Source organism: Lactobacillus sp. B4007 (genome assembly GCF_026535895.1).
Lineage (GTDB): Bacteria > Bacillota > Bacilli > Lactobacillales > Lactobacillaceae > Lactobacillus > Lactobacillus panisapium.
In genome coordinates this window covers 335638-357965 of record NZ_JAFNPA010000002.1, presented here as the reverse complement: position 1 = coordinate 357965, position 22328 = coordinate 335638, and the positions used below count along the sequence as shown (strand labels likewise).

Sequence of the window (22328 nt, the reverse complement as noted above, 5' to 3'; positions counted from 1 at the left end):
CAGAAATTGCTCAAGTATGCGCAAAAAATGCTTATTTGTAATTAACCACTCGTAAATTAGTCAAAACATACTGCTTTTTACTTGAATCAAAACGGTCATTTTGAACTCTTATTCCCAATAAATAAATGTTACCTTCTTTTAAAATAGATTGAATTTTTTCATACATATTAGGAAAAATTACAATATCTTGGCGACTAGTCGAATCAACAAAATTACCAAAAGCCATCGTGGTATTTTTTTTGGTTTTGATCAGTTTTAGGGACATCAGTTTTCCCACGGCAACTCCCGAATCATTAATTTCATATTGCTCTAGTGGCCTAGCCTTAAATTTTTCAGCATACTTTTGAACAGCAACAAGAGGCGAAGTCATCGTGGAAAAGCCTAAAGCTTCTTGCTCCATATCTGCTTTTTCCGCGCTAGTTGGTTCAGGAGCCTGCTTAATTGGTACCCCACCGAGACTTTCAGATAGTGCCTGATTATTACCAGTTAACTGAATATTTTCAATAATTTCTGGACTATTTTCCAATAATTCATTTCGGTTGGCATTCAGGTTATCAAAGCAACCAGCCTTGATCATAGGTTGAATCATTTTAATCTTCAAGTAATTTGAATTAATCCGCCGTAAAAAATCATCAAACGAATCAAAGAGCTTATTGTTACGCTGCTTAATAATTTGAGTCAGAAAGTCATTTCTCAGACCTTTAACTGCCCGCAAACCAACTAAAATTTGGCCATTAACAATTTGATAGCTTAGTGCGCTTTTATTAATATCCGGTGGTAAGATTTTAACCCCAGCGCCTTGCGCCCGCATGATGTAATCACTAACTTTGAAATGATTGCCACTATTAGAATTTAACATGGCACCGTAGAATTCTGCGGGGAAATGCACCTTAAGGTAGGCAAGCCAAAAGGCTATTTTGGTATACGCAACTGCATGTGATCGGTTAAAGCCATAATTGGCAAATTGCTCAATGTAGCTATAAACCTTTTGTCCTACCTCACGTGAACGACCATTTTTGACCGTGCCATTAATAAATTCGGCCCGCTTTTGCTCAATCACTTTCTGATTCTTTTTTGACATTGCCCGCCGCAAGATATCAGCTTCTCCTAACGAAAAGCCAGCTAAAATCTGGGCCGTCTGCATAACTTGCTCTTGATAAACCAAGATACCATACGTGGGCGCCAGAATCTGCTTCAAACTAGGATCGGGGTAAGTAACTTTTTCCTTTCCCCTTTTTCTGGCAATAAAAGAATGGATATTTTGCATCGGACCTGGACGATAAAGGGCGTTGACGGCTACTAAATCTTCAAAGTTATCGGGGTGCAATTCGCGCAAAACTCCTCTAATCCCGCCTGATTCAAATTGGAAAACAAGGTCAGTCTTTCCTTCTTGAAACATTTTCATCGTCGCTGGATCATCTAACGGAATCTGATTGACATCAATTCTTTTTCCTTGACTATGAATCATGTCAACGGTATCGCCTAAAATGGTTAGATTTCGTAATCCCAAAAAGTCGATTTTTAAAAGTCCAAGCGCTTCAACATATTTTTTGGTTTGCTGGGTAATCGGGATGCCAAGCTGCCCTGCCTGCAAACCAGAAATAGCTGCGATTGAATTATCACTGAGGACTAAGCCAGCAGCATGAATTGAATAATGCCGCGGTAAGCCCTCAAGCTTCTTAGCTGTTTCAAACAATAATTTGTTTTTAGTATTAGCTCCAACCAGTAACCGCATCTTAGACGAATTCTCGTAAGCTTCTGGTAGTGAAATTTTAGTCTTAGAATAAGGCACACTCTGCGACCATTTTGCCATTTCCGGTTCTTTTAAGCCAAAAGCGCGCCCCGTATCACGCAATACTTGCTTTGCGGCCAATGTTCCAAAAGTCAAGATTTGCGCTGCATGATCCATTCCGTATTTTTCAAACATGTATTTAATTACGTCATCTCTGCGATTATCAGGAATATCTAAATCAATATCCGGCATTTCATGCCGAGCAGGATTTAAAAAACGTTCAAAGAGCAGCTGATATTCGATCGGGTCAACTTCCGTAATTCGCAAAGAATATGAAACTAACGAACCACAAGCAGAACCTCGTCCTGGCCCCGTGACAATTCCGGCTCGATGGCAATAATTGATTACATCCCACACAATTAAAAAGTAATCATTAAATCCCATCTGATCGATTACTTGGAGTTCGTAATCAAGCTGCTTTTGGTATTTTTCCGGTGCTTGCCCACCATTAAAGCGCTCCTGTAATCCTTTTTGTGCTAAGTAGTAAAGATATTCTTTCGACGTTTTAAACTTAGTTTGCTTGTATTTGGGTAAGACAGGGGTTTGAAAAATAACTTTAGCATTACATTCTTGTGCAAGCTTGTGCGTATTCTTTAAGGCATCATCCAAATCCAATTCATGATATCTGTTGCTAAGTTCTTGGGCAGAAGGCAAATAGTGTGACCCCTTTTGTTTTGCTAGTTCATCAATGTCTTGTAGCACCTCGCCTTTTTTTACTGCTCGCAATGTCTTAGCAAGAAATTGATCGTGAGGTTGCAAATATTGCGTATCTTCAACACTAACAAGTGGTATCTTAAATTGTTTAGACAATGCTCTAACATAATTGATATAAGTCTGCTGCTTTTCTGAGCCATAAACCCCTAAATAAACTGAGTCGCTATCGTCTACTAATGCCAATAATTGACGTAATAAATCATTGCCGAGTTGTTCATCTTGCTTTTGCAACTGTAAAAGCTCGCTATGCGTGTTAGCTGGAACAATAAGGACAATATCATGCAAATCTTTTTGGACTTCTTTTAAAGTTAAAACTGCCTTTTTTGTCCCATTTTCAGTTAACAGATTAATTCTGCTCGAAATTCGTAAAATATTGCGGTAGCCTTCATCCGTCTTAGCTAGAGCAATCAAATCATAGTGGTGTGCGCTATCAATCAATCCGTTTAGCCTAAGCTGCATGCCTAACAGTGGCTTAATACCAAGCTCTTGCGCAATTTCATAAAAGTTAACCAGACCATAAGTAACGTTAATATCGGTTAACGCAACTGCTTCATAGTCAGCCTTTTTGGCCGCACTCAATAAGTCCCTAATTTTAATTGGGCTTTCTAACAATGTAAATGAACTAATATTTTGCAGTGCCGCAACTTTCATCTGGACTCCTCCTTTATTTTAAATTTAGTATACCAAAAACCTCTCTTTTAGTTTGAAAACCTGCACAAACTTTGCTAAAATTCTTCTATGAAAGAGGGAACTGCTATGAGTCGTTATATCGTAACAATTTGCTGGAGCATTGTTTATATGTTAATCGTCGGTTTTATTGCCGCACCTTTAACACAAAATGTTTTTAACTTAGGCGAAGCTGCGATTGTTGGTTTAATTTTTGGAGTGTTATTCGCTGCCATTATTCCAACTATTACCGCCCACTCAAGTAAAGATAAGAGCAAGTATTCTAAGCTTAAATAAAATAGATAAATAGTAAAAGCCATTAACGCAAATGCGTTAATGGCTTTTCTTATTGCAATAAAAAGTTTGGTTTGCAATCGACTTGAGGTTTAGCTTTAGTCAAAAATTCTTGAAACATTTGAACATAATCTTTAGCAAGAATTGATGTGATTTTTTCGGGAGCATAACCCGGATAAAATCCTCCGCCCATTGCGCGGTAATTATTAACAGCTAAATAATACGTTTTTCTATCTTCAATTGGTTGACCATTTAATTCAAGCTTAGTCAATCGGTGGCCCGGTTTTTTCTTAATGTCTGCCCGATAATTAATGGGATAAAAGATATCAAAATTAAATAATTGATCACGCTTAGCAGGTAGAAAAGTCACTTGTCCCTTAGCGTCTTTTGTTAAAAAAGATAAGCTATATTCAATAATCTCACGTAGTTCTTGGCCAGTAAGCTTAACTTTGCATAACTGGTTTGCGTACGGGTAATTTAATAAAATATCACGCATGGTGACACTTTTGCCAAAGCCCTTAGCTGTATCACTCATAACAGCAGTCGCAGAAACATCAGCGTGAGTAAAATATAGTTGCATTTGCTGCAGAAGGTTGACAAATGGTGCTCCTTTGATGCGAGCTTGCTCGGCATTATTAATCGGTGCCGGTTGAGAAAGCTCAGCAACAGGTTGATCTAGCCAAATTTGCGTTTCTTTATTCAAGGTCGCCGCTAGTTTGATTATTTCTGGATCAGGAGCAAAGTCTTTAGCATCAATCAACGAAGCCGTTTTTGTCTTAATTTTTCTTGTTTGCTCATCAATTTCAAGAACAACTTTTCCCACTGCTTCTCCGCGATAACCCGGTTGTACAATCGCGGTATCATGAGCTACTAGGCTCATTCGGCGATGCTGGTGCCCAGTTAACATGATATCGATTTCTGGAATTTGCGTTAATATTTGGTAACCTTCATTCTCCCCTGTTGCTGGTTCAGTTATCTGACCTGATTTTGGATCCTTTTCAAAACCGCCATGATATAAAACTGCTAAGACATCAACTTGAGGCCGCAATAATTGCGCATAATAACTTGCCTGCTCATAGGCAGAAGCAAACCGTAAGCCAGCGACATGCGCTGCCGGTTCCCAGCTAGGGACCTTTTGCGTTGTCAAACCAATTAGTCCGATTTTTAGCCCATTTTTTTCAATAATCAAATAATCATTGCCAAAAGCCGGTTGGTTAGTCTTCTGATTCAAGATGTTACTATTCACGATCGGACTGGAATTATGACTAAGAAAATATTTGAGAAAATCAAGCCCATAGTTAAAATCGTGATTCCCTAGACAACGGGCATCATAGCCAATTGCTTGGTCAAAAGCTACGTACTTAGACAAAGCACGGTAATTCTTAACCGAATGAACATAAGAAGCAAGTGGTGATCCTTGTAAGTAATCACCCGCATCCGTTAGAATGACATTTTCTTTCCCATAACGAGCTTGCTCGGCTTTAAGGATTGCACTCACCCGAGCTAACCCAATTGGTGCATCAGTGTCATGCCGGTTTTGATAATCAGTTGGCAAAATATAACCATGAATATCGCTTGAACTCAAAAATACTAGTTTCATTATTTACCTTTCCCGTGGCAATTAAATAATTTTAGGTAAAAAAAAGACACCACATAATAGGTGCCCTTTTTAATTAGTTGTTGTCGCTTGCGTTAGTTTCACTAACAACTTGACGACCCTTGTAATAACCTTTAGGTGAAACGCGGTGGCTTAAACGATATTCACCAGTAGTTGCATCATAGTGCATTGCTGGAACAGCTAACTTGATATGGCCACGACGTGAACGTTTCTTTTGCTTAGAAGTATGTCTCTTAGGAACTGCCATTTATTTGATCTCCTTTATTGTAGAATTACGTTTTTAGGTCACTAATAAAAGAGTGCCTAAAACACTTCACGTTTGTTAATGATACTATTGTATCTTAAATAAATCAAGATATATTAGTTATTCTTATCTTGATTATGTCCGTTTGAACCACAAAACCAACCAATGAGGACACCAATAATAATCATGATAACCAAAATAATTATCAATGGCACTTTCACATTAAATAAGCCAAAATTGATGGCCACATTGTTGGTATTGAGAACAACAAAGATCACTGCCAAAAGGCAAAGGATTAAAATCAATACCATTTTAATTTGTCGAGTTTTATCTTTCATTGTTCTGCACTACTTTCTTGATGCAAACTTAAGCGATAATTCATCTCCAATTGCTGGAAACAGATTATAAAGTTTAGCTAAAAATGCAAGACTTAGCGGCAAATTCAATTCGCGTTTATTGCTGCCAAAGAAATGGACAACTTGCCAGGCCACATCATCGGGATCAAGCATATAGCGTTCAACATTTTTAACGTAATTACCACTTTTATCAGCAATATTAAAGAAATTAGTATAAACCGGTCCCGGGTTAACCGTCATTACTTTAACGCCAAAAGGCTTTAATTCAAGCCGTAAAACATTAGAAAACTGAATAACGGCAGCTTTTGATGCACTATAAGCAGCAGATTTAACGGTTGGCATCTTACCAGCCATTGAGCCAAAGTTGATTATTTGACCAGTTTTTTGATCCATCATTAGCCTGCCAATTAGTCTAGTGAAGTACATTAAACCTAATACATTAACCTGGAACATCGCAGTTACTTCACGCCGATCCATTTCGACGAAATTCTCGAACTTGCCAAAACCAGCGCAATTTACCAAGTAATCAACATGTTTTGTTACCTTAACGATATTATTAAAAGCAGCATCGATTTGCTCACTTTCCCCCATATCAGTAGCAAAAATATAGGTAGGAGCACCTGATAATTCATGTGCCTCAGCGGCTACTTTCTCCAGTTTATTTTTATTTCTGGCAATTAAGATAACAGTAGCGCCACGACCGGCACTTTCTAAAGCAATTGAATGTCCAATTCCACTAGAAGCACCGGTAACAACAACAACTTTATTTCTTAATGAATCACTCATTTCTTCTCACCTTTCATCGGAATTATAACTCGATCAAAATCATTTGCTAGCTTGGTATTAGGAAATATTTTTACAGCCTGATTCTCTAGTTTTTTGGCTTTAGCACCTAGATATCTAGCAGAGATATGGTCCAAATACAACCGCTTTACTCCATTATCGCGCGCAATCTTTGCAGCTTCAACTGCTGTTGAATGATAATAAGAACGTGCTAAATCAGCTTCATGGCCAGCAAAAGTCGATTCATGGACCAGTACATCAGCATTTTTGGCGAGTTGGGCAATCACAGGAGTTGAACGCGTATCATAGATTATAGTAACTATTCTACCAGCTTTATTTGGACCTAAAAAGTCATTTCCATCTAATATTGTCCCATCATCCAAGGTAATAGTCTCGCCATTCTTTAGTTTACCAAGTAATGGCCCATTAGGTATATTATATTGCGTTAATTTGTCCATTAAAAGTTCGCCTTGATGTGCATCCTCGACAACCCGGTAACCAAAACTGGGGACGCGATGGGCTAGTTTTTCGGCATAAACCTTAAACCCTTGTCCTTGAAAAATTAAACCGCCCTCCTCTAAGGCAACAAACTTTATGGGGTATGAAACCTTTGTCCGCGAAATTTTTAAAGCGGTTCTTACAAATTGCTCTAAACCAGGAGGACCATAGATTGTTATCGGGCCGACATCACCCTGAAATGATCTAGTTGCGAGTAACCCTGGCAAGCCAAAAATATGATCACCATGATTATGGGAGATGAAAATTTTAGTGACCTTCCGTAAACGAATATTAGTCCGTAAAATTTGGTGTTGTGTTGCCTCACCAACATCAAATAACCAAATTTCATTAATTTCATCTAACATTTTAAGCGCAATGCTTGAGACGTTACGCTGTTTTGATGGTTGGCCTGCCCCTGTACCTAAAAATTGTAATTCCATATAATTCCTATTCTAAAATTTAGCGTGCTCAACAATTGTTTTGACAATGAAAGCACTGTAATACTTCGATCCTACTGGTGTTGGGTGGGTTTGATCTTCATAAAACCAGTTAGAATGCGCTTGCGAATGATTATACCAGTTAATAACTGTTAAATTGTGGTAGCGCTTAGCTGCAGTTTGCAAAGTTTTATTTACCTGATTTTGCCAAGGCTTATTTGGAACATGAGTATTCACCCAAAATACTTGTCTTTTTGGACCAATTTCAGTCATCAAATGATCTAAATCTGACATTGGAAATGGGCCATTTGTCCCTAAAGCAATTAAGACATTATTAGCTAAAACTTTTTGCAATTTATATTGGTTAATTAGCCCAAACGCCACCGATAATTGCCTGGAAACGGCCGCATCAATGACGGCTTTAGGCATTAATTTAGCTAAATCATTACTTGAGCCTGCCATCACTGAATCACCAATTGCAGTCAAAGGCACCTGATGAGCCAATTGTAAATCCACCTGACTAATGCCGAACTTTTTGAATGATTTATTTACCGGGTGTTTCTTAGCTGAACGTTTAGCCTGTGCAATCAGCTTAGTAGCCCTCGGTCCCTTAGTATTTGATTTCTTCAGCTTAGCAATTAAGGTCCTATTTTCCCTGCTTTGCCGTTGTTGATTAGCACTAATTCGCTGTGCTAACTGTGATTTATTATAATCTTCGGCTCTTGCTGTTGGCGAAACAAGAATTGCGACGCTACCAATTACAAAAATTAAGCAGGCAATAACGGCTTTAATTCGAGGGGCATTACTTTCTCTTGTTTTATCAAAAAGACTATCTAAGTAATTCTTAATTTTTGCCCACGTCACCTTACCCAATGGCTTTTCAATCACACGGTAGGACATTTCACTCAAAATCAAAATTAAGCAAATTTCAATTAGATGGTAAAGCAAAACATGATCTGCCATATTAGTTACTTTATCTTCAAAAAAGATCATTACGGGAAATTGGTAAAGATAAATACCATAACTCCTAGAACCAATCCAGTTAAAGAGTGGGTTAGTTAGCCAGTTATTCCAATGGCTACAAGGATATGCGATAATTCCAACCAATAAAACCGTAAAAATAGTAAATAAGAGCATCCCACCATAATAAGGAAAAGCATTTTCTGGATTCATTAACGGACTAAAAAATAAAAAGATCATAGCAAGAAGCGAGATTATTCCACTAATGTCGAGCAAATTAGCATCAATTCGCTCGATTTTAGCCTTTAATTTATCCATTGGCCAGATTACAGCTAAACTGGCACCAAGTCCCAGTGAAAAGAATCTTGTATCAGTGCCATAATAGATGCGGTTTAAATCGACACCGGTTTTATACATGATTGCCATTTCTAGTGCCGATAACATTGAGACGCTAAATAGAATCCAAAAAGTGTTTTCCCGTTTTTTACTAAATTTAACCAGCAAAAAGATCACTAATGGCCACAAAAAATAGAATTGTCCGTTAATCGACATTGTCCATAAATGTACGAAAGGCGATTCATTGGCGGCAAAACGCTCAAAATAACTTTGGCCATTTAAAATCTGCCAAAAATTATAAACGTTTAACAGATTCGTTATCACAATCTGACTCAGCTTAGCCAATAAATTTCGCTGAAAGACAAAAATATAAGCGGCACAAAGCCATAATAGCGCAATTAAAGGCGGATAAAGCTTTTTCAGCCTTTTTAAATAAAAATTCTTGTTATCAAAAAAGCCGTGATCATCATATGCCTTAAGCATTTGGCAGGTAACTAAGTATCCTGATAATACAAAAAAAATCGGTACCCCAAGATAACCACCAACAAAAGTATTAGGATCAAGATGATATAAAATCACCCCAATAACTGCTAACGCCCTAAGTCCAGAATATCCTGTAATAAACCGATTTTTTGCCATATTTCTACTTTTCTTTTTAATTATTATTGGACAAATTCAAAATTGAACGTGCCAATTATTACATCGTCGCCGTCAACGGCTCCTTTTTCACGCAATGCTTCATCTACACCCAGGTTCTTCAATTTGCGTGCTAAACGTAAGACACCATCTTGGTAATCAAGGTTCGTTCGTTCAACTAGTCGTTCTAAACTCTCACCTTTAATTTCAAAAACATGATCTTCAAGTTTAGTAATCGTAAATTCGTTTTTCTTAGGCGCCTGGTATTTGTATTCCTTTACGCCAGCTGCCGGCTTGACTTCCTTTTCAGCCTGCTTGCTTTCTACTTCCGCCACTACCGTTGCAGTATCTTGCATTAATTGGTTAACGCCCTGATGAGTTACGCTTGAAATTGCATAAACAGGCTGGTCAATTCCAGCTTGGCTAAGTTCTTTTTTAAACTCCGCCAATTTTTCAGCCGAATTAGGCAAATCCAGTTGAGTTGCAACAATTAACTCACGCTTTTCCTTTAAGCTTGGGTCGTAAAGTAATAATTCTTTACGGATCTTTTGGTAATCCTCTAAAGGATCTCGGCCATTTTCAGGATCCATTGAAACCAAGTGTAAAATTACTTTGGTTCTTTCAATGTGACGTAAGAATTGAATTCCAAGGCCAACTCCCTGACTAGCACCCTCAATTAATCCTGGCAAATCAGCCATTGAAAAATCACGGCCATCTGGCAAAATCACCATACCCAAATTAGGAGTTAAAGTAGTGAACGAGTAAGCCGCAATCTTAGGCTTTGCCTTAGTAACTACTGAAAGCAGCGTTGACTTCCCAACTGAAGGAAAACCGACAAGACCAACATCGGCTAAAACCTTTAGTTCTAACCGCAAAACTCGGTCTTCACCCGGTTCACCATTTTCAGCAATTTCTGGTGCAGTATTTACACTCGTAGCAAAATGAATATTGCCACGACCACCACGGCCACCGCGGGCAACAACAAGCTCTTGCTTATTTTTAGTCAAATCGCCAATTTCTTCATTGGTATTAAAATCATATACGGTAGTTCCGACAGGAACACGAAGATATAAATCTTTGGCACCGCGACCATATTGTGACTTAATACGGCCATTTTCACCGCTCTCAGCTTTAAACTTACGCCGATAGCGAAAATCCATTAGGGTTCTTAAGCCACTATCAGCTACAAAAATGATACTACCGCCACGGCCACCGTCTCCACCAGCGGGTCCGCCATTTGGAACGTACTTTTCATGGCGGAAAGCAACCATGCCATCCCCGCCTTTACCGGCTTGGACTTCAATCTTAGTTTGATCGACAAATGTAGGCATGTAAATTCTCCTTCCGTCTGCTCTAACTTTAAATACTATACCACAAAAGGCTTATTTTTCGTGGGAAAATTACCGGTTATAATGTCAATTTAACCGTCTGTGCTTGGGGCAGAGTTAAACCAGCATCACATAATTGTTCAACCGATGCCTCTTTAATTTTTTTCAATGAACCGAAAGTGCGCAATAATTTATTACGACTCTTAGGTCCAATGCCCTTAATTGAATCAAGTTTACTTGATAGTGCGTTTTTAGCATGTGTGCGGCGATGAAATGTAATCGCAAAGCGGTGAACTTCATCCTGAATCCGGGTCATCAAATAAAATCCCTGTGACTTTGGATCCATCGGAATTAATTTCATCGGTACCCCATTAATGGGATCCCCATAAAGCAAGTGGTTGGTGCGGTGCTTGTCATCCTTCACCATCCCCGCAACGGGAATATTAAGATTAAGTTCGTTACGTAAAATATCTTCACACGCATCAACTTGAATTTGCCCACCATCCATTAGGATCAAATCAGGCATTGGTTTATGCTCACGTAAAAGCCGACTATAGCGTCTTCGCACAACTTCACGCGTATTGCGAACTTCGTCGCCCCCATTTTGGTGTTCAACTTCACCCTTTAACTTATACTTACGGTATGAATTCTTATCGGGCTCGCCGTCTTTGAATACAACTAACGCTGAAACTGGATCGGTTCCTTGAATATGTGAGTGGTCAAAACTTTCAATCACATGTCCATATGGCAACCCTAGAGCAGCAAAAATCTCTTTTTGTGCTCCCTTAGTTTTACGATTGCCTAATTCTAACAAACGGAACTTGTCGTCTAATTTCAACTTGGCATTTTCTTTTGCCATTGATAATAAAGACCGCTTTTGTCCCCTTTTGGGTGTCCTAACAGGAACTTTAAGCACTTCGCTGAGTGCCTCATTATCAATTCCAGCAGGAACTAAAACCTCTTTGGGAAGAACACGATTCTTTTGGCCATAGAATTGAACAATAAATGAAGTAAAAGTGTCTTCCGGATCCCCAGTGTCCGTCAAAGGATACATTCTAGTTTCTCTTCGAAGCAGCTTTGCTTGCCGGAGGAAAAAGATCTGAATTGAAATCCAAGATTTATCGACATAAAAATTAAAGATATCACGCTGTGTATTATCATTGGAGATGATTTTTTGTTTTTCAACTGTTTCTTCGATGTATTTTAATTGATCACGAATTTCCGCAGCACGCTCAAATTCAAGGTTCTGTGATGCTGCAACCATTCTTTGATTCAATTCTTGTTTAACACGCCCGATATCACCATTTAAAAAGCTCTTAATTTTTTTAATTTGGGCGCTATAAACTGACTTAGGGACGGTCTTAAAACATGCACCTAAGCATTGACCCATATGATAATAAAGGCACGGTCTTTTCTGCCGCCCATTGCAGCGTCTTAAAGGATAAACTTTCTGAATAAACTTCAATGTTGCTTGCGCCGCGTATACATTAGGGTATGGTCCAAAATAATAACCGCCATCTTTTCTGACAATACTTGTCAGCTTAGTTTGTGGATCACGTTCATTGGTAATTTCAATGTAAGGATAGCCTGTTCCCTGTTTTAATTGCACATTATAATATGGTTGGTATTTTTTAATTAAAGTAACTTCAAGCAGAAATGATTCCTTGTCAGTTGAAACCGTGATTATTTCATAGTCACGAATTTCTCTAACCAGCTCAGCTCGTCTACCTACTTGCTTACTTTTAAAATAAGACCGTACCCGGTTTTTCAGATTTTTTGACTTGCCAACATAGATGACCTTACCATTAATATCTTTCATTAAATAACAGCCGGGTTTTGCTGGGAGAAGTTTCAATTTATTTTCAATTAATTCTGATGCCAAAAAATCACCCCTTCCCAAAATTTGCTCTATCAATTTTACCACAAAATGCGAACTAATGATTTTTTAATGACCACAGTCTAAGACTGGGTAATAAAATGACGGTTAAATCGAACTACATTATTACTGGCTTGTTAACCGCTTATTTATTATAATGATGATAATTAATGAAAGGAACGAAAATATGGGCTTAACATTTAAAAAACAAGATGAATTAGAAAAGTTATTCGATAAATTTGCAACTGTTCCTAAGGATAAAAAGAAAAAGCTTAGTAAGAAAGACGGCAAAGAAAAGAGTAAATAAAAATGACTCTCTAAGAAGGAGAGTCATTTTTATTTTATAAATTTTGCTCGATCCAATCCCATACTTCTTTTACATGGGTCTTTTTAACTGCACTATAAGTAAGTACACTAACATTGTCATAAGCTAAATCTAGCTTCTTGTTCAAATTAGCTATTACCTTGTTTTCTTGGCTCTTTTTAACTTTATCAATTTTGGTACAAATAACTAAAATTGGTAAATTCAAGTATAAAGCATAATTATACATTGCAACATCATCTTTTGTTGGTTCATGACGTGAATCAGTTAAAAGAATTAACCCTTGAAGGTTTTCCCTTGTTTCCAAGTAGTCCTGAATCATCTCACCAAACTTTTGTCGTTGCACCTGCGAAACTTTCGCATAGCCATACCCCGGCACATCTACCAAATAAAAATCCTGATTGACAACGTAAAAGTTTAGCGTCTGGGTTTTACCTGGCTGTGATGATGTTCTTGCCAAATTTTTGCGACCTAATAGTGAATTAATCAAGCTAGACTTACCCACATTTGACCTTCCTGCTAAGGCAATCTCAGGCAAATTATCTTTAGGGTATTGTTCTTCTTTTACTGCACTAATTGCATAATCGCTACTTTTAATGATCATTTGCTGCCTTAACTTCTTGGGTGTCCTCGCTAGCTCTCCGAGTTACTCGTGGTTCTGCGTTTTTAGTAATTACATCCTTAGTCACTTCGACTTTTTCAATATCTGGATCACTAGGTGTCTGATACATAATGCTCATCATTGCATTTTCAATTATTGTTCTCAGTCCACGCGCACCCATATTTCTTTCGATTGCTAAATCGGCAATAGCACTCAGTGCGCTGTCAGAAAAGTCGAGTTCAACTTGGTCAAGCGACAATAACTTCTTGTATTGTTTTACCAACGCATTCTTAGGCTCAGTCAATATTCTAACTAAGTCTTTTTGATTTAATTTATCTAAGGTTGTAATAATCGGAATTCGGCCAACAAATTCTGGAATCATTCCAAATTTAACTAAATCACCAGTAGTTAAATGCTTCGTCCAAGAATCATCTTTAGTTTTGTTCAAATTGTTTTCGGCACTAAAACCAATAATCTTTTTACCCATGCGGTCTTTAACAATCTGTTCAATGCCATCAAAAGCTCCACCAACGATAAATAAAATATTGGTGGTATCAATTTGAATTAATTCTTGTTGTGGGTGCTTACGTCCACCTTGTGGTGGAACTGAAGCAACAGTGCCTTCTAAAATCTTTAGAAGTGATTGCTGAACACCTTCACCAGAAACATCGCGTGTAATCGAGACATTTTCTGATTTTTTCGAAATTTTATCAATTTCATCGATATAAACGATTCCTCGTTCAGCACGTTCAATATCATAATCTGCATTTTGCAACAATTTCAGCAAGATGTTTTCGACATCTTCACCGACATAACCAGCTTCGGTCAAGGTGGTAGCGTCAGCAATGGCAAACGGAACATCTAAAATTCGGGCTAAAGTTTGTGCCAAATAAGTTTTACCTGAGCCAGTTGGCCCAATAAGTGCAATATTTGATTTTTGCAGCTCAGTTGAAGAATCAACATCCATCTGGCTAATTCTTTTGTAATGATTATAAACGGCTACTGATAAAACTTTTTTTGCGCTTTCTTGTCCAATTACATATTGATCAAGTTGCTTTTTTATTTCCATTGGTTTCGGAAGATCTCTAGCTTTTTTTAATGAATCTGATTTTAACTCATCATCAATAATTTTCTTTGACAAGTTGACACACTCATTACAAATATAAACCCCGTTACCAGCAATCATTTTTTTAACTTGATCTTGTGTTTTATCACAAAAAGAACATTTAATTTCTTCCTGATCAGTAAACTGTGATGCCATTATATTCCTCCTCATATCTACAAGAATAAGAGTATCATACATCGAGAGTATTGCTTGAATAATTTGCTTGTAGAAAAATAAAAAAGGCAGTTCAACGACCACCTTTTTACCTAGATTTTAAATCCTATCATTTTTTAGATTTTTTATCATCTTTTTTGCTCTTGGATTTAGCAATTTGTTTTGCACTATCAGCTACAAGATCGATGGCTTTGCGAACGTTGATGTCATGAGAAAGCATATCATCGGTTAATGTGTTGCGAACTGTCTTTTCATCCATATTGTATTCGCCAGCAAGATCTTTGATTTCGTTATCAATTTCTTCTTTAGAAGCCTTGATATTCTCTTTCTTAACAATTGCTTCAAGAACCAAGTTGGTCTTAACTCTTTCAGCTGCATCCTTACTAAATTGAGCACGTAATTGGTCCTCAGTAGTATTAGTAAGCTTGTAGTAAGTCTGTGGGTCAATACCTTGACGTTGCATATTACCCAAGTATTGATTCATTTGAGTATTAACATCTTCTTGAATCATTACATCAGGAATTTCATCAATTTTAGCGTTTTTTACTGCACCTTCAATTGCCGCTTGTTCAATTGCGTCCTTAGCAGCTTCTTTTTTATCAGACTTTAAGTCCTTTTTAATCTTTTCCTTCAAGTCATCGATAGTATCAACTGAGTCATCAACATCTTTAGCAAATTCATTATCAAGTTTAGGCAATTGCTTAGATTTAACTTCATGAATCTTGGTGGAAAAGTGAGCTTCTTTACCGGCTAAATCTTTTGCACCATAATCTTCTGGGAAGGTAACAACAACATCTACTTTATCGCCAGCCTTGTGACCGATCAATTGGTCTTCAAAGCCAGGGATAAAGGTATTTGAGCCAAGTTCAAGAGCATAGTCTTCTGCAGAACCACCATCAAAGGCCTTATTATCAATAGTACCCTTGTAGTCAATAGTTACGGTGTCACCCTTAGCAGCCGCACTCTTCTTAAGAACAAGTTCAGCGTTCTTTTCACGCTCCTTGTCAAGCTCTGCAGTGATATCTTTAGCGTAAACACGAGTGTTTTGCTTAGGTACCTCAATTCCCTTGTAATCGCCTAATTCAACTTCTGGTTCAACAGTAACTGTGGCTTTCATCGTCCAGTCCTTGCCCTTTTCCATTGAATCAGGAATAATTTGAGGTTGGCCAACAGCAGAAATACCAGCTTCTTTGATAGCAGCTGCATATGCGTTTGGCAAAACAAGGTTCAAAGCGTCTTCGTATAAAGCTTCTTCACCATAGTATTGATCAAAAATAACACGGGATACGTGACCCTTTCTAAAGCCAGGAACACGCAAGTTCTTTTTTACTCTTTTGAATGCTTGATCTAATCCAAGCTTCACCTCAGCTTGAGAAATATCAAAAGTAAGTTCACCAGTAGTTTTACCGGTTTTATTCCATTTTACAGACATTAATTAAATACCTCCAATGTCAAGTTAAACTGCATCGCTGCATACTAAATTATCTTACATTAAACGCTCGCAAAAAACAAATTTAGGCAAAAAAAGATGTACTTCTATGAAGAAGTACATCTTTTTAAACTGTTTTTTTCGAACTAGTCGAGGATTTCAGTAACCTGACCAGCACCAACAGTACGACCACCTTCACGGATAGTGAACTTAGTACCCTTTTCAATGGCTGCTGGTTTGATTAACTTAACAGTAAATTCTGTGTTATCACCAGGCATAACCATTTCAGTACCCTCTGGCAATTCGATTTCACCAGTAATATCAGTAGTGTGGAAATAGAATTGTGGACGGTAGTCTGAGAAGAATGGAGTGTGACGTCCGCCTTCTTCCTTCTTCAAGACATAAACTTGACCCTTGAATTCGCGGTGAGTTTGAATTGAGCCAGGTGCGGCCAAAACTTGTCCACGAACAACTTGATCACGGTCGATACCACGAAGTAATACACCAACGTTATCGCCGGCTTCACCAGAATCCAAAGTCTTGTGGAACATTTCCAAACCAGTAACAACTGACTTAAGAACTTTGTCAACTAAACCAACGATTTCAACTTCGTCGCCGACTTTAACAGTACCACGGTCGATACGACCTGAAGCAACAGTACCACGACCAGTAATAGTGAAGACATCTTCAACTGGCATTAAGAATGGCTTATCAGTTTGACGTTCTGGAGTTGGAATGTATTCATCAACTGTGTCCATTAACTTCATGATAACTTCTTGTTGTTCCTTGTCGCCTTGTAAAGCCTTCAATGCTGAACCACGGATTACAGGAATATCATCACCTGGGTAATCGTATTCAGTCAACAAGTCACGAACTTCCATTTCAACTAAGTCGATCAATTCTGGATCGTCAACTAAGTCAGTCTTGTTTAAGAAGACAACGATGTAGTTAACACCAACTTGACGAGCAAGTAAAATGTGTTCACGAGTTTGAGGCATAGGACCATCAGTTGCAGCAACAACTAAGATAGCACCATCCATTTGTGCGGCACCAGTAATCATGTTCTTGATGTAGTCAGCGTGACCTGGAGCATCCATGTGAGCGTAGTGACGTTTTTCAGTTTCGTACTCTACGTGAGCGGTATTGATAGTAATACCACGTTCTTTTTCTTCTGGAGCTGCATCGATTTCTGAATAATCTTCAGCCTTTGCCAAGCCCTTTTCTGATAAAACTTTAGTAATAGCCGCTGTTAAAGTGGTCTTACCATGGTCAACGTGACCGATGGTACCAATGTTTACGTGTGGCTTTGTTCTAACGTAATGTTCTTTTTCTGCCATTAAAATGACCCTCCTGTAAATTTGCAAGAAGTCCGTTGAGTAAGTAACGGATAGTTCTCTGTTGAATATTGTACTACTTTCATTGGCAAATGCCTAGTATTTTAATGCATAGAGCCATGCCTAATGAAAACGTCCTTTGATATTATACTAAATACGAAAAAAAAGTAAAGACTTTTTATCTAAATTATTTCGGCAAACTATTATCGATTCGCACGAACAGGTCCTGGTTTGCGCGCCCATCATGATGATCAATATAAGAAGCTAAGTCACTAGCAAAACTGTCGGGCTCTGTAATATATTTCGGTAAAACCGGATATAAGCTGCCTAAAATTAGATTGACCTCGCCTAAAACGGCTGGCAATTGGCTAGGACGATGATAATACCGTGAGCCAATCCCCGAAACAACTTCACGGTATATCGGATCTTTTTCCAATAAATTGATTTTAGCAGGAACAAATTTTTCTTGTTGACCTAGCACTAAAACCGTAAATTCCGTTTTAAGCTGCAGCCGGGCTAAATCTTCGCACAAAACCAAACGAACGGCGAAGTTTAAACTCGGATCAAGCAATAAGCTTTGCGCGAAAGCCGTAAAATGCTCAAGATTCAGCTTAAATAATTGTTCATAATCAAATTTAGTTGGCTGGTTCTTTTGTCTGAATTGCTGCATTACTTGTTGCTGCTCAGTTTCAGAAATGGGCTCTACTTCAATAATCCACTCGCCCTGACTTAATTTTTGGACTTGGAGAGCTTCAATTAGAAAATGATTGGCTCGCAAAATTTTGCTGTACTCATCAAAAATCGCCTGATTTGAAAATAAATCCTTTTCTTCTTTGATGAGCGTGTAAGCAGAATATTCTTGTTTGTCCTTCAAGTATAAGTCACACAGCTGCAGAATTACTTCTTGACTATCGCCAGCTCGTAAAGCTTCTTCACAATTTTGGATAGCTAATGAAAAATTACCTTCAGCTTCATTCTTTTTCGCTAACTTTAGCAAATTTTTTTGGCTTAACGTCGTCATCGTTAATCTTTCTTAACTATTCTTTGACCAGTTTTATTGACATCAACGGGATGATGTTCCTTGGTTTTACCATTCTCGTTTTTATTGCCACGTTTTTGCATAGCTCGATGGCGATTTTGGTTAACCTCCATAACAACTGGTAAAACTACCGGACGACGATTAGTCTTTTTGTATAAAAACTTTTCAAGATCGTTTCTAACATCTTGCTTAATTTCCGTCCAGTCGAACTTTTTGTGTTCAAAATTATTTTTGATAGTGGTCTTAATCAGTTCAATACTGTCATGCATTAGCTTATGATTTGCTTTAATGTAAACAAATCCCCTGCTAGTGACTTGTGGCTGCGCAATAATTTTCTTTTTACGCCGATCAATTGTAACTACGGCAATAAAGATGCCATCGTCAGATAACACTTCACGGTCACGCAAAACAATATTGCCAACATCACCAATTCCCGAGCCATCAATCATGATGTCTTCTCCAGGCACTGGGTTTGTTAGATGGAATTTGTGCTGCTTAAAGTCATAGTCTAAACAATCGCCATTTTTAGTAATCAAAATATTTTCTTTGGCAATTCCAGCTCTGACTGCCAAGTTTTTATGAACTTCCATTAAGCGGTATTCACCTATAACTGGGATCAAGAATTGCGGCTTCAAAATATCAATTAGCATTTGCAAGTCGCGACCAGTTGCATGTCCACTGGTATGCTTAGCTCTCCCAAGCTCAATAACTGTTCCGCCAGCGCGATAAACCAAATCACTAGTTTGAGCTACAACTGTTTCGACAGAATGTGAAGGCGTCGTAGCAATAAAGACTAAGTCGCCTTCATGAATCGTAATCATGCTATGCCGCTTTTTAGCCATCTTCTGTAATGAGTTTAGCGGTTCACCCATTTGACCAGTTTCAAGAATGACAACTTTATCATCCGGCGTAGTCTTTAAATCTTTTACCCGAATTAAGAGATTCTTCGGTACTTTTAGATACCCTAAGTCCATGGCAGTTCTAACTATTTTGGCAACATCACGTCCTGTTAAAAGAACATGTCTACCAGTTTTATGGGCGCCATTTAAAACTTCTTGTATTCTGATTAAATTAGATGCCTTAGCTGCAACAATGACGCGTCCCTTAGCATTACGAAAAACATTAGTGACATAATCGCCAATTTCTTGCTCGGAAACATTAGGAAATGATGCTTCTGCGTTAGAAGAATCACTGAGTAGTGCCAAAACCTTCTTTTGTGAAATCTCAGCTAAACGATCCAAATCTGTTCGATATTTCGGTGTCGCAGATGGATCAAATTTAAAGTCGCCGGTATATACAACCTCGCCAGCTGGCGTATGAACATCAATACCGAGTGAATCTGGAATTGAATGAGTTGTATGGAAAAATGAAATATTAGCATTTTTAAACTCGATTTCAGTTTCAGCATCAATAACATGAAACAGACTATTTTTCAGCCGTTTATTTTCCCGCTTAACCGTAATCTTTGCGAGCTCAATTGTTAATTGCGAACCAAAAACAGGTATATCATATTTGCGTAAAATATATGGCAACGCACCAATTGAATCTGCGTGTCCATGAGTTAAAAAAATGCCGACAACCTGATCACCATATTGTTCAAAGAAATCAAGATCTGGAATTACCAAATCTATTCCAAATAATGAACTATCAGGGTATTTTAGGCCGGCATCAAGAACAAAAATTTCGTCATTAACTTGAACGGCGAACATGTCTTTTCCTTGCTCACGAACACCGCTCAAAATCATTATCTTAACTTGATCAGTCATTTTATTTCCTTCTCTTTTTTTGCTATTCAGTTGTTAATTTATGGATCAGCGTGATCACAACGTAAAAAGTATCTTTTTTTATTCTAGCATAAAATGCATTTATGACAAAAATAAAAAGCCAGTTCTTTTATAGAACTGACTTCTTAATAATTATTTTTGCGATTAACGACGCAAACCTAACTTCTTGATTAATTCACGGTAACGATTAATATCGTTGTCTTGTAAATAACGAAGTAAATTACGACGGTGACCAATCTTCTTGAGCAAACCAACGTATGAGTGGTGGTCATGAGAGTGTTGTCTCATGTGTTCAGTTAAATTGTTAATATCTTTAGTTAGGATAGCAACTTGTACTTCGGTTGAACCAGTGTCACCTTCGTGAGTAGCAAATTGCTTAATAATTTCATCTTTTTCTGCTTTAGAAATTGCCATAATTTTCACCTTTCAATAAAATAAATTGCCGTTAACAACGTTAACCGTCAGGTGTGAGCGAGCAAACAGCGTTAACGGTTCACAACAATAGTATAATACAGATTATTTTTTTAAAAAGCAAGCATAATTTGTCTTGCATCTGCATTTATTCTTCAGTATAATCTATTAAGTAAAATTACGGTCAATGGAGGTGAATTTTATGCCACAAATCAAATCAGCTATTAAGCGTGTTAAAACTCAAGACGCTGCTAGAAAGCGCAATGCTGCTCAAATGTCAGAATTAAGAACTGCTGTTAAGAAGTTCAAGACTGCTCAAGCCGCTGGTGCTGAAAACGCCTCCGAATTACATGTTGCTGCTGCTCGTGCTTTGGACAAGGCTGCTTCAAAAGGTCTTATTCATAAAAACAAGGCTAGCCGTGACAAGAGTCGCTTAGCTAAGTTAGCTAAATAAATTTGACTAAACTATCAATTTTAAAAAGGCAGGGATGATTATCCCTGCCTTTTTTAGACGCTTAAAATAAATAGCTTTAAAAAATTATCTTCACGATATTGACCATTTTTATAATTATAATCTAACCTTATTGCCTCATTTAGTAAACTAGCCAGTTGCGTGATTTCCAAATTATTGTTTAACGCCAATTTAATCCGGTATGGATGAACAGCAAGTTCTCGAACTATTTCTGGCTCACTCCTACCCCGACTTTTCAAAATCTTAGCTACTAAAATCAATTCTAATTGATTTTCAAAAACGGCTAATAATTGAATGGGACTGCTACCTTCGCGCAACTGATTATCTAGCCGATCTAACGCTTCACGATAATGATGTTTTAACGCCGTTTCTAGTATTGCAAAAACATTCTGGGCAAAAGATAGATCAACATTTTGCTTAATTAGTGTTTCAGTAATTTTTTGATCGACCGCAGCAACTTTCAATTTATTAAAGTTGCTTAAAATCGTATCTAAAATTTGGTCGCTTCGTTCAAGCAACAACTGTAAAGCAGACTTTGAAATTTGATAACCTTCGGCCGTAATTAATGATTTAGTTATTTTACTAATTTCATAGGTCTTAACTTTTGTCTCTATGACATTAAACTGTTTTAAAACTGTTTTCGTTAATTTTTTTCGGCGGTCTAATTTCTCATACGAGGCTACTAATACCAGAACATCATCCAATTGGTCCATATTAGTAAAAATCTGTTGCAATTGATTTACTTGTTTTTGGTATTTTTTGGGAACCTTGGCAGTCAGGAAAAAAGGATTCTTCACGATTATCATCTTTTTTTGACTAAATAAACTAGATTCCGTGATATCGGCAATTAGATTATCCAAACCATCAGTTTCACAATCTATTATCACTTTTTCATAGGAAGAAAAGCGCTCTTCATGCATCAACGAAAGGGAAAGATAGTCATTTAAAAAGCTATCTTCCCCAACCAGTATCGTCTGCGGATTATTGCTGGCGGTATTTTTAAATAAGGAAAGTAGTGTCATTTGTTTCTTCACCTTAAAGCTATTAGTTTTATAAACAGTAATAATCATATCACATTCCAAGAACTAACTTTAGTTTCCCAGATACCTCACTTATCCG

The 22328-nt window shown here is 37.7% G+C and carries 20 protein-coding genes; 3 read left to right on the top strand and 17 right to left on the bottom strand.

The features are described from left to right. Positions 1–31 precede the first annotated feature (31 nt). The gene (locus J3U54_RS04825) at positions 32–3157 is read right to left on the bottom strand and encodes a DNA polymerase III subunit alpha (protein WP_267385289.1); all 3126 of its coding nucleotides are present in this window, start codon (positions 3155–3157) and stop codon (positions 32–34) included. Positions 3158–3262: 105 nt separating this feature from the next. Between J3U54_RS04825 and J3U54_RS04820 the strand changes: the two genes are divergently transcribed. Further along, positions 3263–3469: a DUF2929 family protein gene (locus J3U54_RS04820; RefSeq protein ID WP_103751574.1), complete on the top strand. Its 207-nt coding sequence runs from the start codon at positions 3263–3265 to the stop codon at positions 3467–3469. A 49-nt stretch (positions 3470–3518) separates the two neighbouring features. Here J3U54_RS04820 and J3U54_RS04815 read toward each other — a convergent pair whose 3' ends face one another. From J3U54_RS04815 to uvrC, 8 genes are all read right to left on the bottom strand, one after another. Continuing rightward, on the bottom strand, positions 3519–5066 hold the full coding sequence (locus J3U54_RS04815) for a bifunctional metallophosphatase/5'-nucleotidase (RefSeq protein ID WP_267385288.1): 1548 nt from the start codon (positions 5064–5066) through the stop codon (positions 3519–3521). A gap of 73 nt (positions 5067–5139) precedes the next feature. Then, positions 5140–5331, bottom strand: coding sequence for a 50S ribosomal protein L32 (gene rpmF, locus J3U54_RS04810; RefSeq protein WP_046306801.1), 192 nt, complete (start codon positions 5329–5331; stop codon positions 5140–5142). A gap of 113 nt (positions 5332–5444) precedes the next feature. Continuing rightward, the gene (locus J3U54_RS04805; RefSeq protein WP_103751572.1) at positions 5445–5666 is read right to left on the bottom strand and encodes a lipopolysaccharide assembly protein LapA domain-containing protein; all 222 of its coding nucleotides are present in this window, start codon (positions 5664–5666) and stop codon (positions 5445–5447) included. 9 nt (positions 5667–5675) lie between these two features. Next, the gene (locus J3U54_RS04800) at positions 5676–6470 is read right to left on the bottom strand and encodes an SDR family NAD(P)-dependent oxidoreductase (protein ID WP_103751571.1); all 795 of its coding nucleotides are present in this window, start codon (positions 6468–6470) and stop codon (positions 5676–5678) included. Next, positions 6467–7405, bottom strand: coding sequence for a ribonuclease Z (gene rnz / locus J3U54_RS04795; protein WP_220233019.1), 939 nt, complete (start codon positions 7403–7405; stop codon positions 6467–6469). Before rnz ends, J3U54_RS04800 begins: the two co-directional genes overlap by 4 nt. Positions 7406–7417: 12 nt before the next feature. Next, positions 7418–9337, bottom strand: coding sequence for an acyltransferase family protein (locus J3U54_RS04790; protein ID WP_220235389.1), 1920 nt, complete (start codon positions 9335–9337; stop codon positions 7418–7420). A 23-nt stretch (positions 9338–9360) separates the two neighbouring features. After that, the gene (gene obgE / locus J3U54_RS04785; protein WP_103751568.1) at positions 9361–10665 is read right to left on the bottom strand and encodes a GTPase ObgE; all 1305 of its coding nucleotides are present in this window, start codon (positions 10663–10665) and stop codon (positions 9361–9363) included. Between the two features lie 76 nt (positions 10666–10741). After that, the gene (uvrC, locus tag J3U54_RS04780; protein ID WP_220235387.1) at positions 10742–12544 is read right to left on the bottom strand and encodes an excinuclease ABC subunit UvrC; all 1803 of its coding nucleotides are present in this window, start codon (positions 12542–12544) and stop codon (positions 10742–10744) included. Positions 12545–12725: 181 nt separating this feature from the next. Here uvrC and J3U54_RS04775 point away from each other — a divergent pair, with 181 nt between their 5' ends. Next, entirely contained in the window at positions 12726–12845 is a 120-nt protein-coding gene (locus J3U54_RS04775) for an SPJ_0845 family protein (RefSeq protein ID WP_258566339.1), read from the top strand. 34 nt (positions 12846–12879) lie between these two features. On the opposite strand, the gene yihA is transcribed toward J3U54_RS04775, so the two are convergent. The 7 genes from yihA to rpsO all read right to left on the bottom strand — a co-directional run bounded on the left by yihA (position 12880) and on the right by rpsO (position 20740). Next, on the bottom strand, positions 12880–13464 hold the full coding sequence (gene yihA, locus J3U54_RS04770) for a ribosome biogenesis GTP-binding protein YihA/YsxC (RefSeq protein WP_103751566.1): 585 nt from the start codon (positions 13462–13464) through the stop codon (positions 12880–12882). Then, a complete protein-coding gene (gene clpX, locus J3U54_RS04765; RefSeq protein WP_267385285.1) occupies positions 13454–14722 on the bottom strand; it encodes an ATP-dependent Clp protease ATP-binding subunit ClpX in 1269 nt (422 codons plus the stop codon). The genes yihA and clpX overlap by 11 nt, the downstream gene beginning before the upstream one ends. A gap of 127 nt (positions 14723–14849) precedes the next feature. Beyond that, positions 14850–16172, bottom strand: coding sequence for a trigger factor (gene tig, locus J3U54_RS04760; protein ID WP_267385284.1), 1323 nt, complete (start codon positions 16170–16172; stop codon positions 14850–14852). A 143-nt stretch (positions 16173–16315) separates the two neighbouring features. Then, positions 16316–17506, bottom strand: a complete 1191-nt coding sequence (gene tuf, locus J3U54_RS04755) for an elongation factor Tu (RefSeq protein WP_103751563.1) — start codon at positions 17504–17506, stop codon at positions 16316–16318. Positions 17507–17690: 184 nt separating this feature from the next. After that, positions 17691–18524, bottom strand: a complete 834-nt coding sequence (locus J3U54_RS04750) for a tetratricopeptide repeat protein (protein ID WP_267385283.1) — start codon at positions 18522–18524, stop codon at positions 17691–17693. A gap of 2 nt (positions 18525–18526) precedes the next feature. Next, a complete protein-coding gene (locus J3U54_RS04745; protein WP_220235383.1) occupies positions 18527–20308 on the bottom strand; it encodes a ribonuclease J in 1782 nt (593 codons plus the stop codon). A gap of 162 nt (positions 20309–20470) precedes the next feature. Further along, entirely contained in the window at positions 20471–20740 is a 270-nt protein-coding gene (gene rpsO, locus J3U54_RS04740; protein WP_046306781.1) for a 30S ribosomal protein S15, read from the bottom strand. 199 nt (positions 20741–20939) lie between these two features. Here rpsO and rpsT point away from each other — a divergent pair, with 199 nt between their 5' ends. After that, entirely contained in the window at positions 20940–21191 is a 252-nt protein-coding gene (rpsT, locus tag J3U54_RS04735; protein WP_103751560.1) for a 30S ribosomal protein S20, read from the top strand. A 53-nt stretch (positions 21192–21244) separates the two neighbouring features. Here rpsT and holA read toward each other — a convergent pair whose 3' ends face one another. Then, positions 21245–22231, bottom strand: a complete 987-nt coding sequence (gene holA / locus J3U54_RS04730) for a DNA polymerase III subunit delta (protein ID WP_103751932.1) — start codon at positions 22229–22231, stop codon at positions 21245–21247. Between the last annotated feature and the right edge of the window lie 97 nt (positions 22232–22328).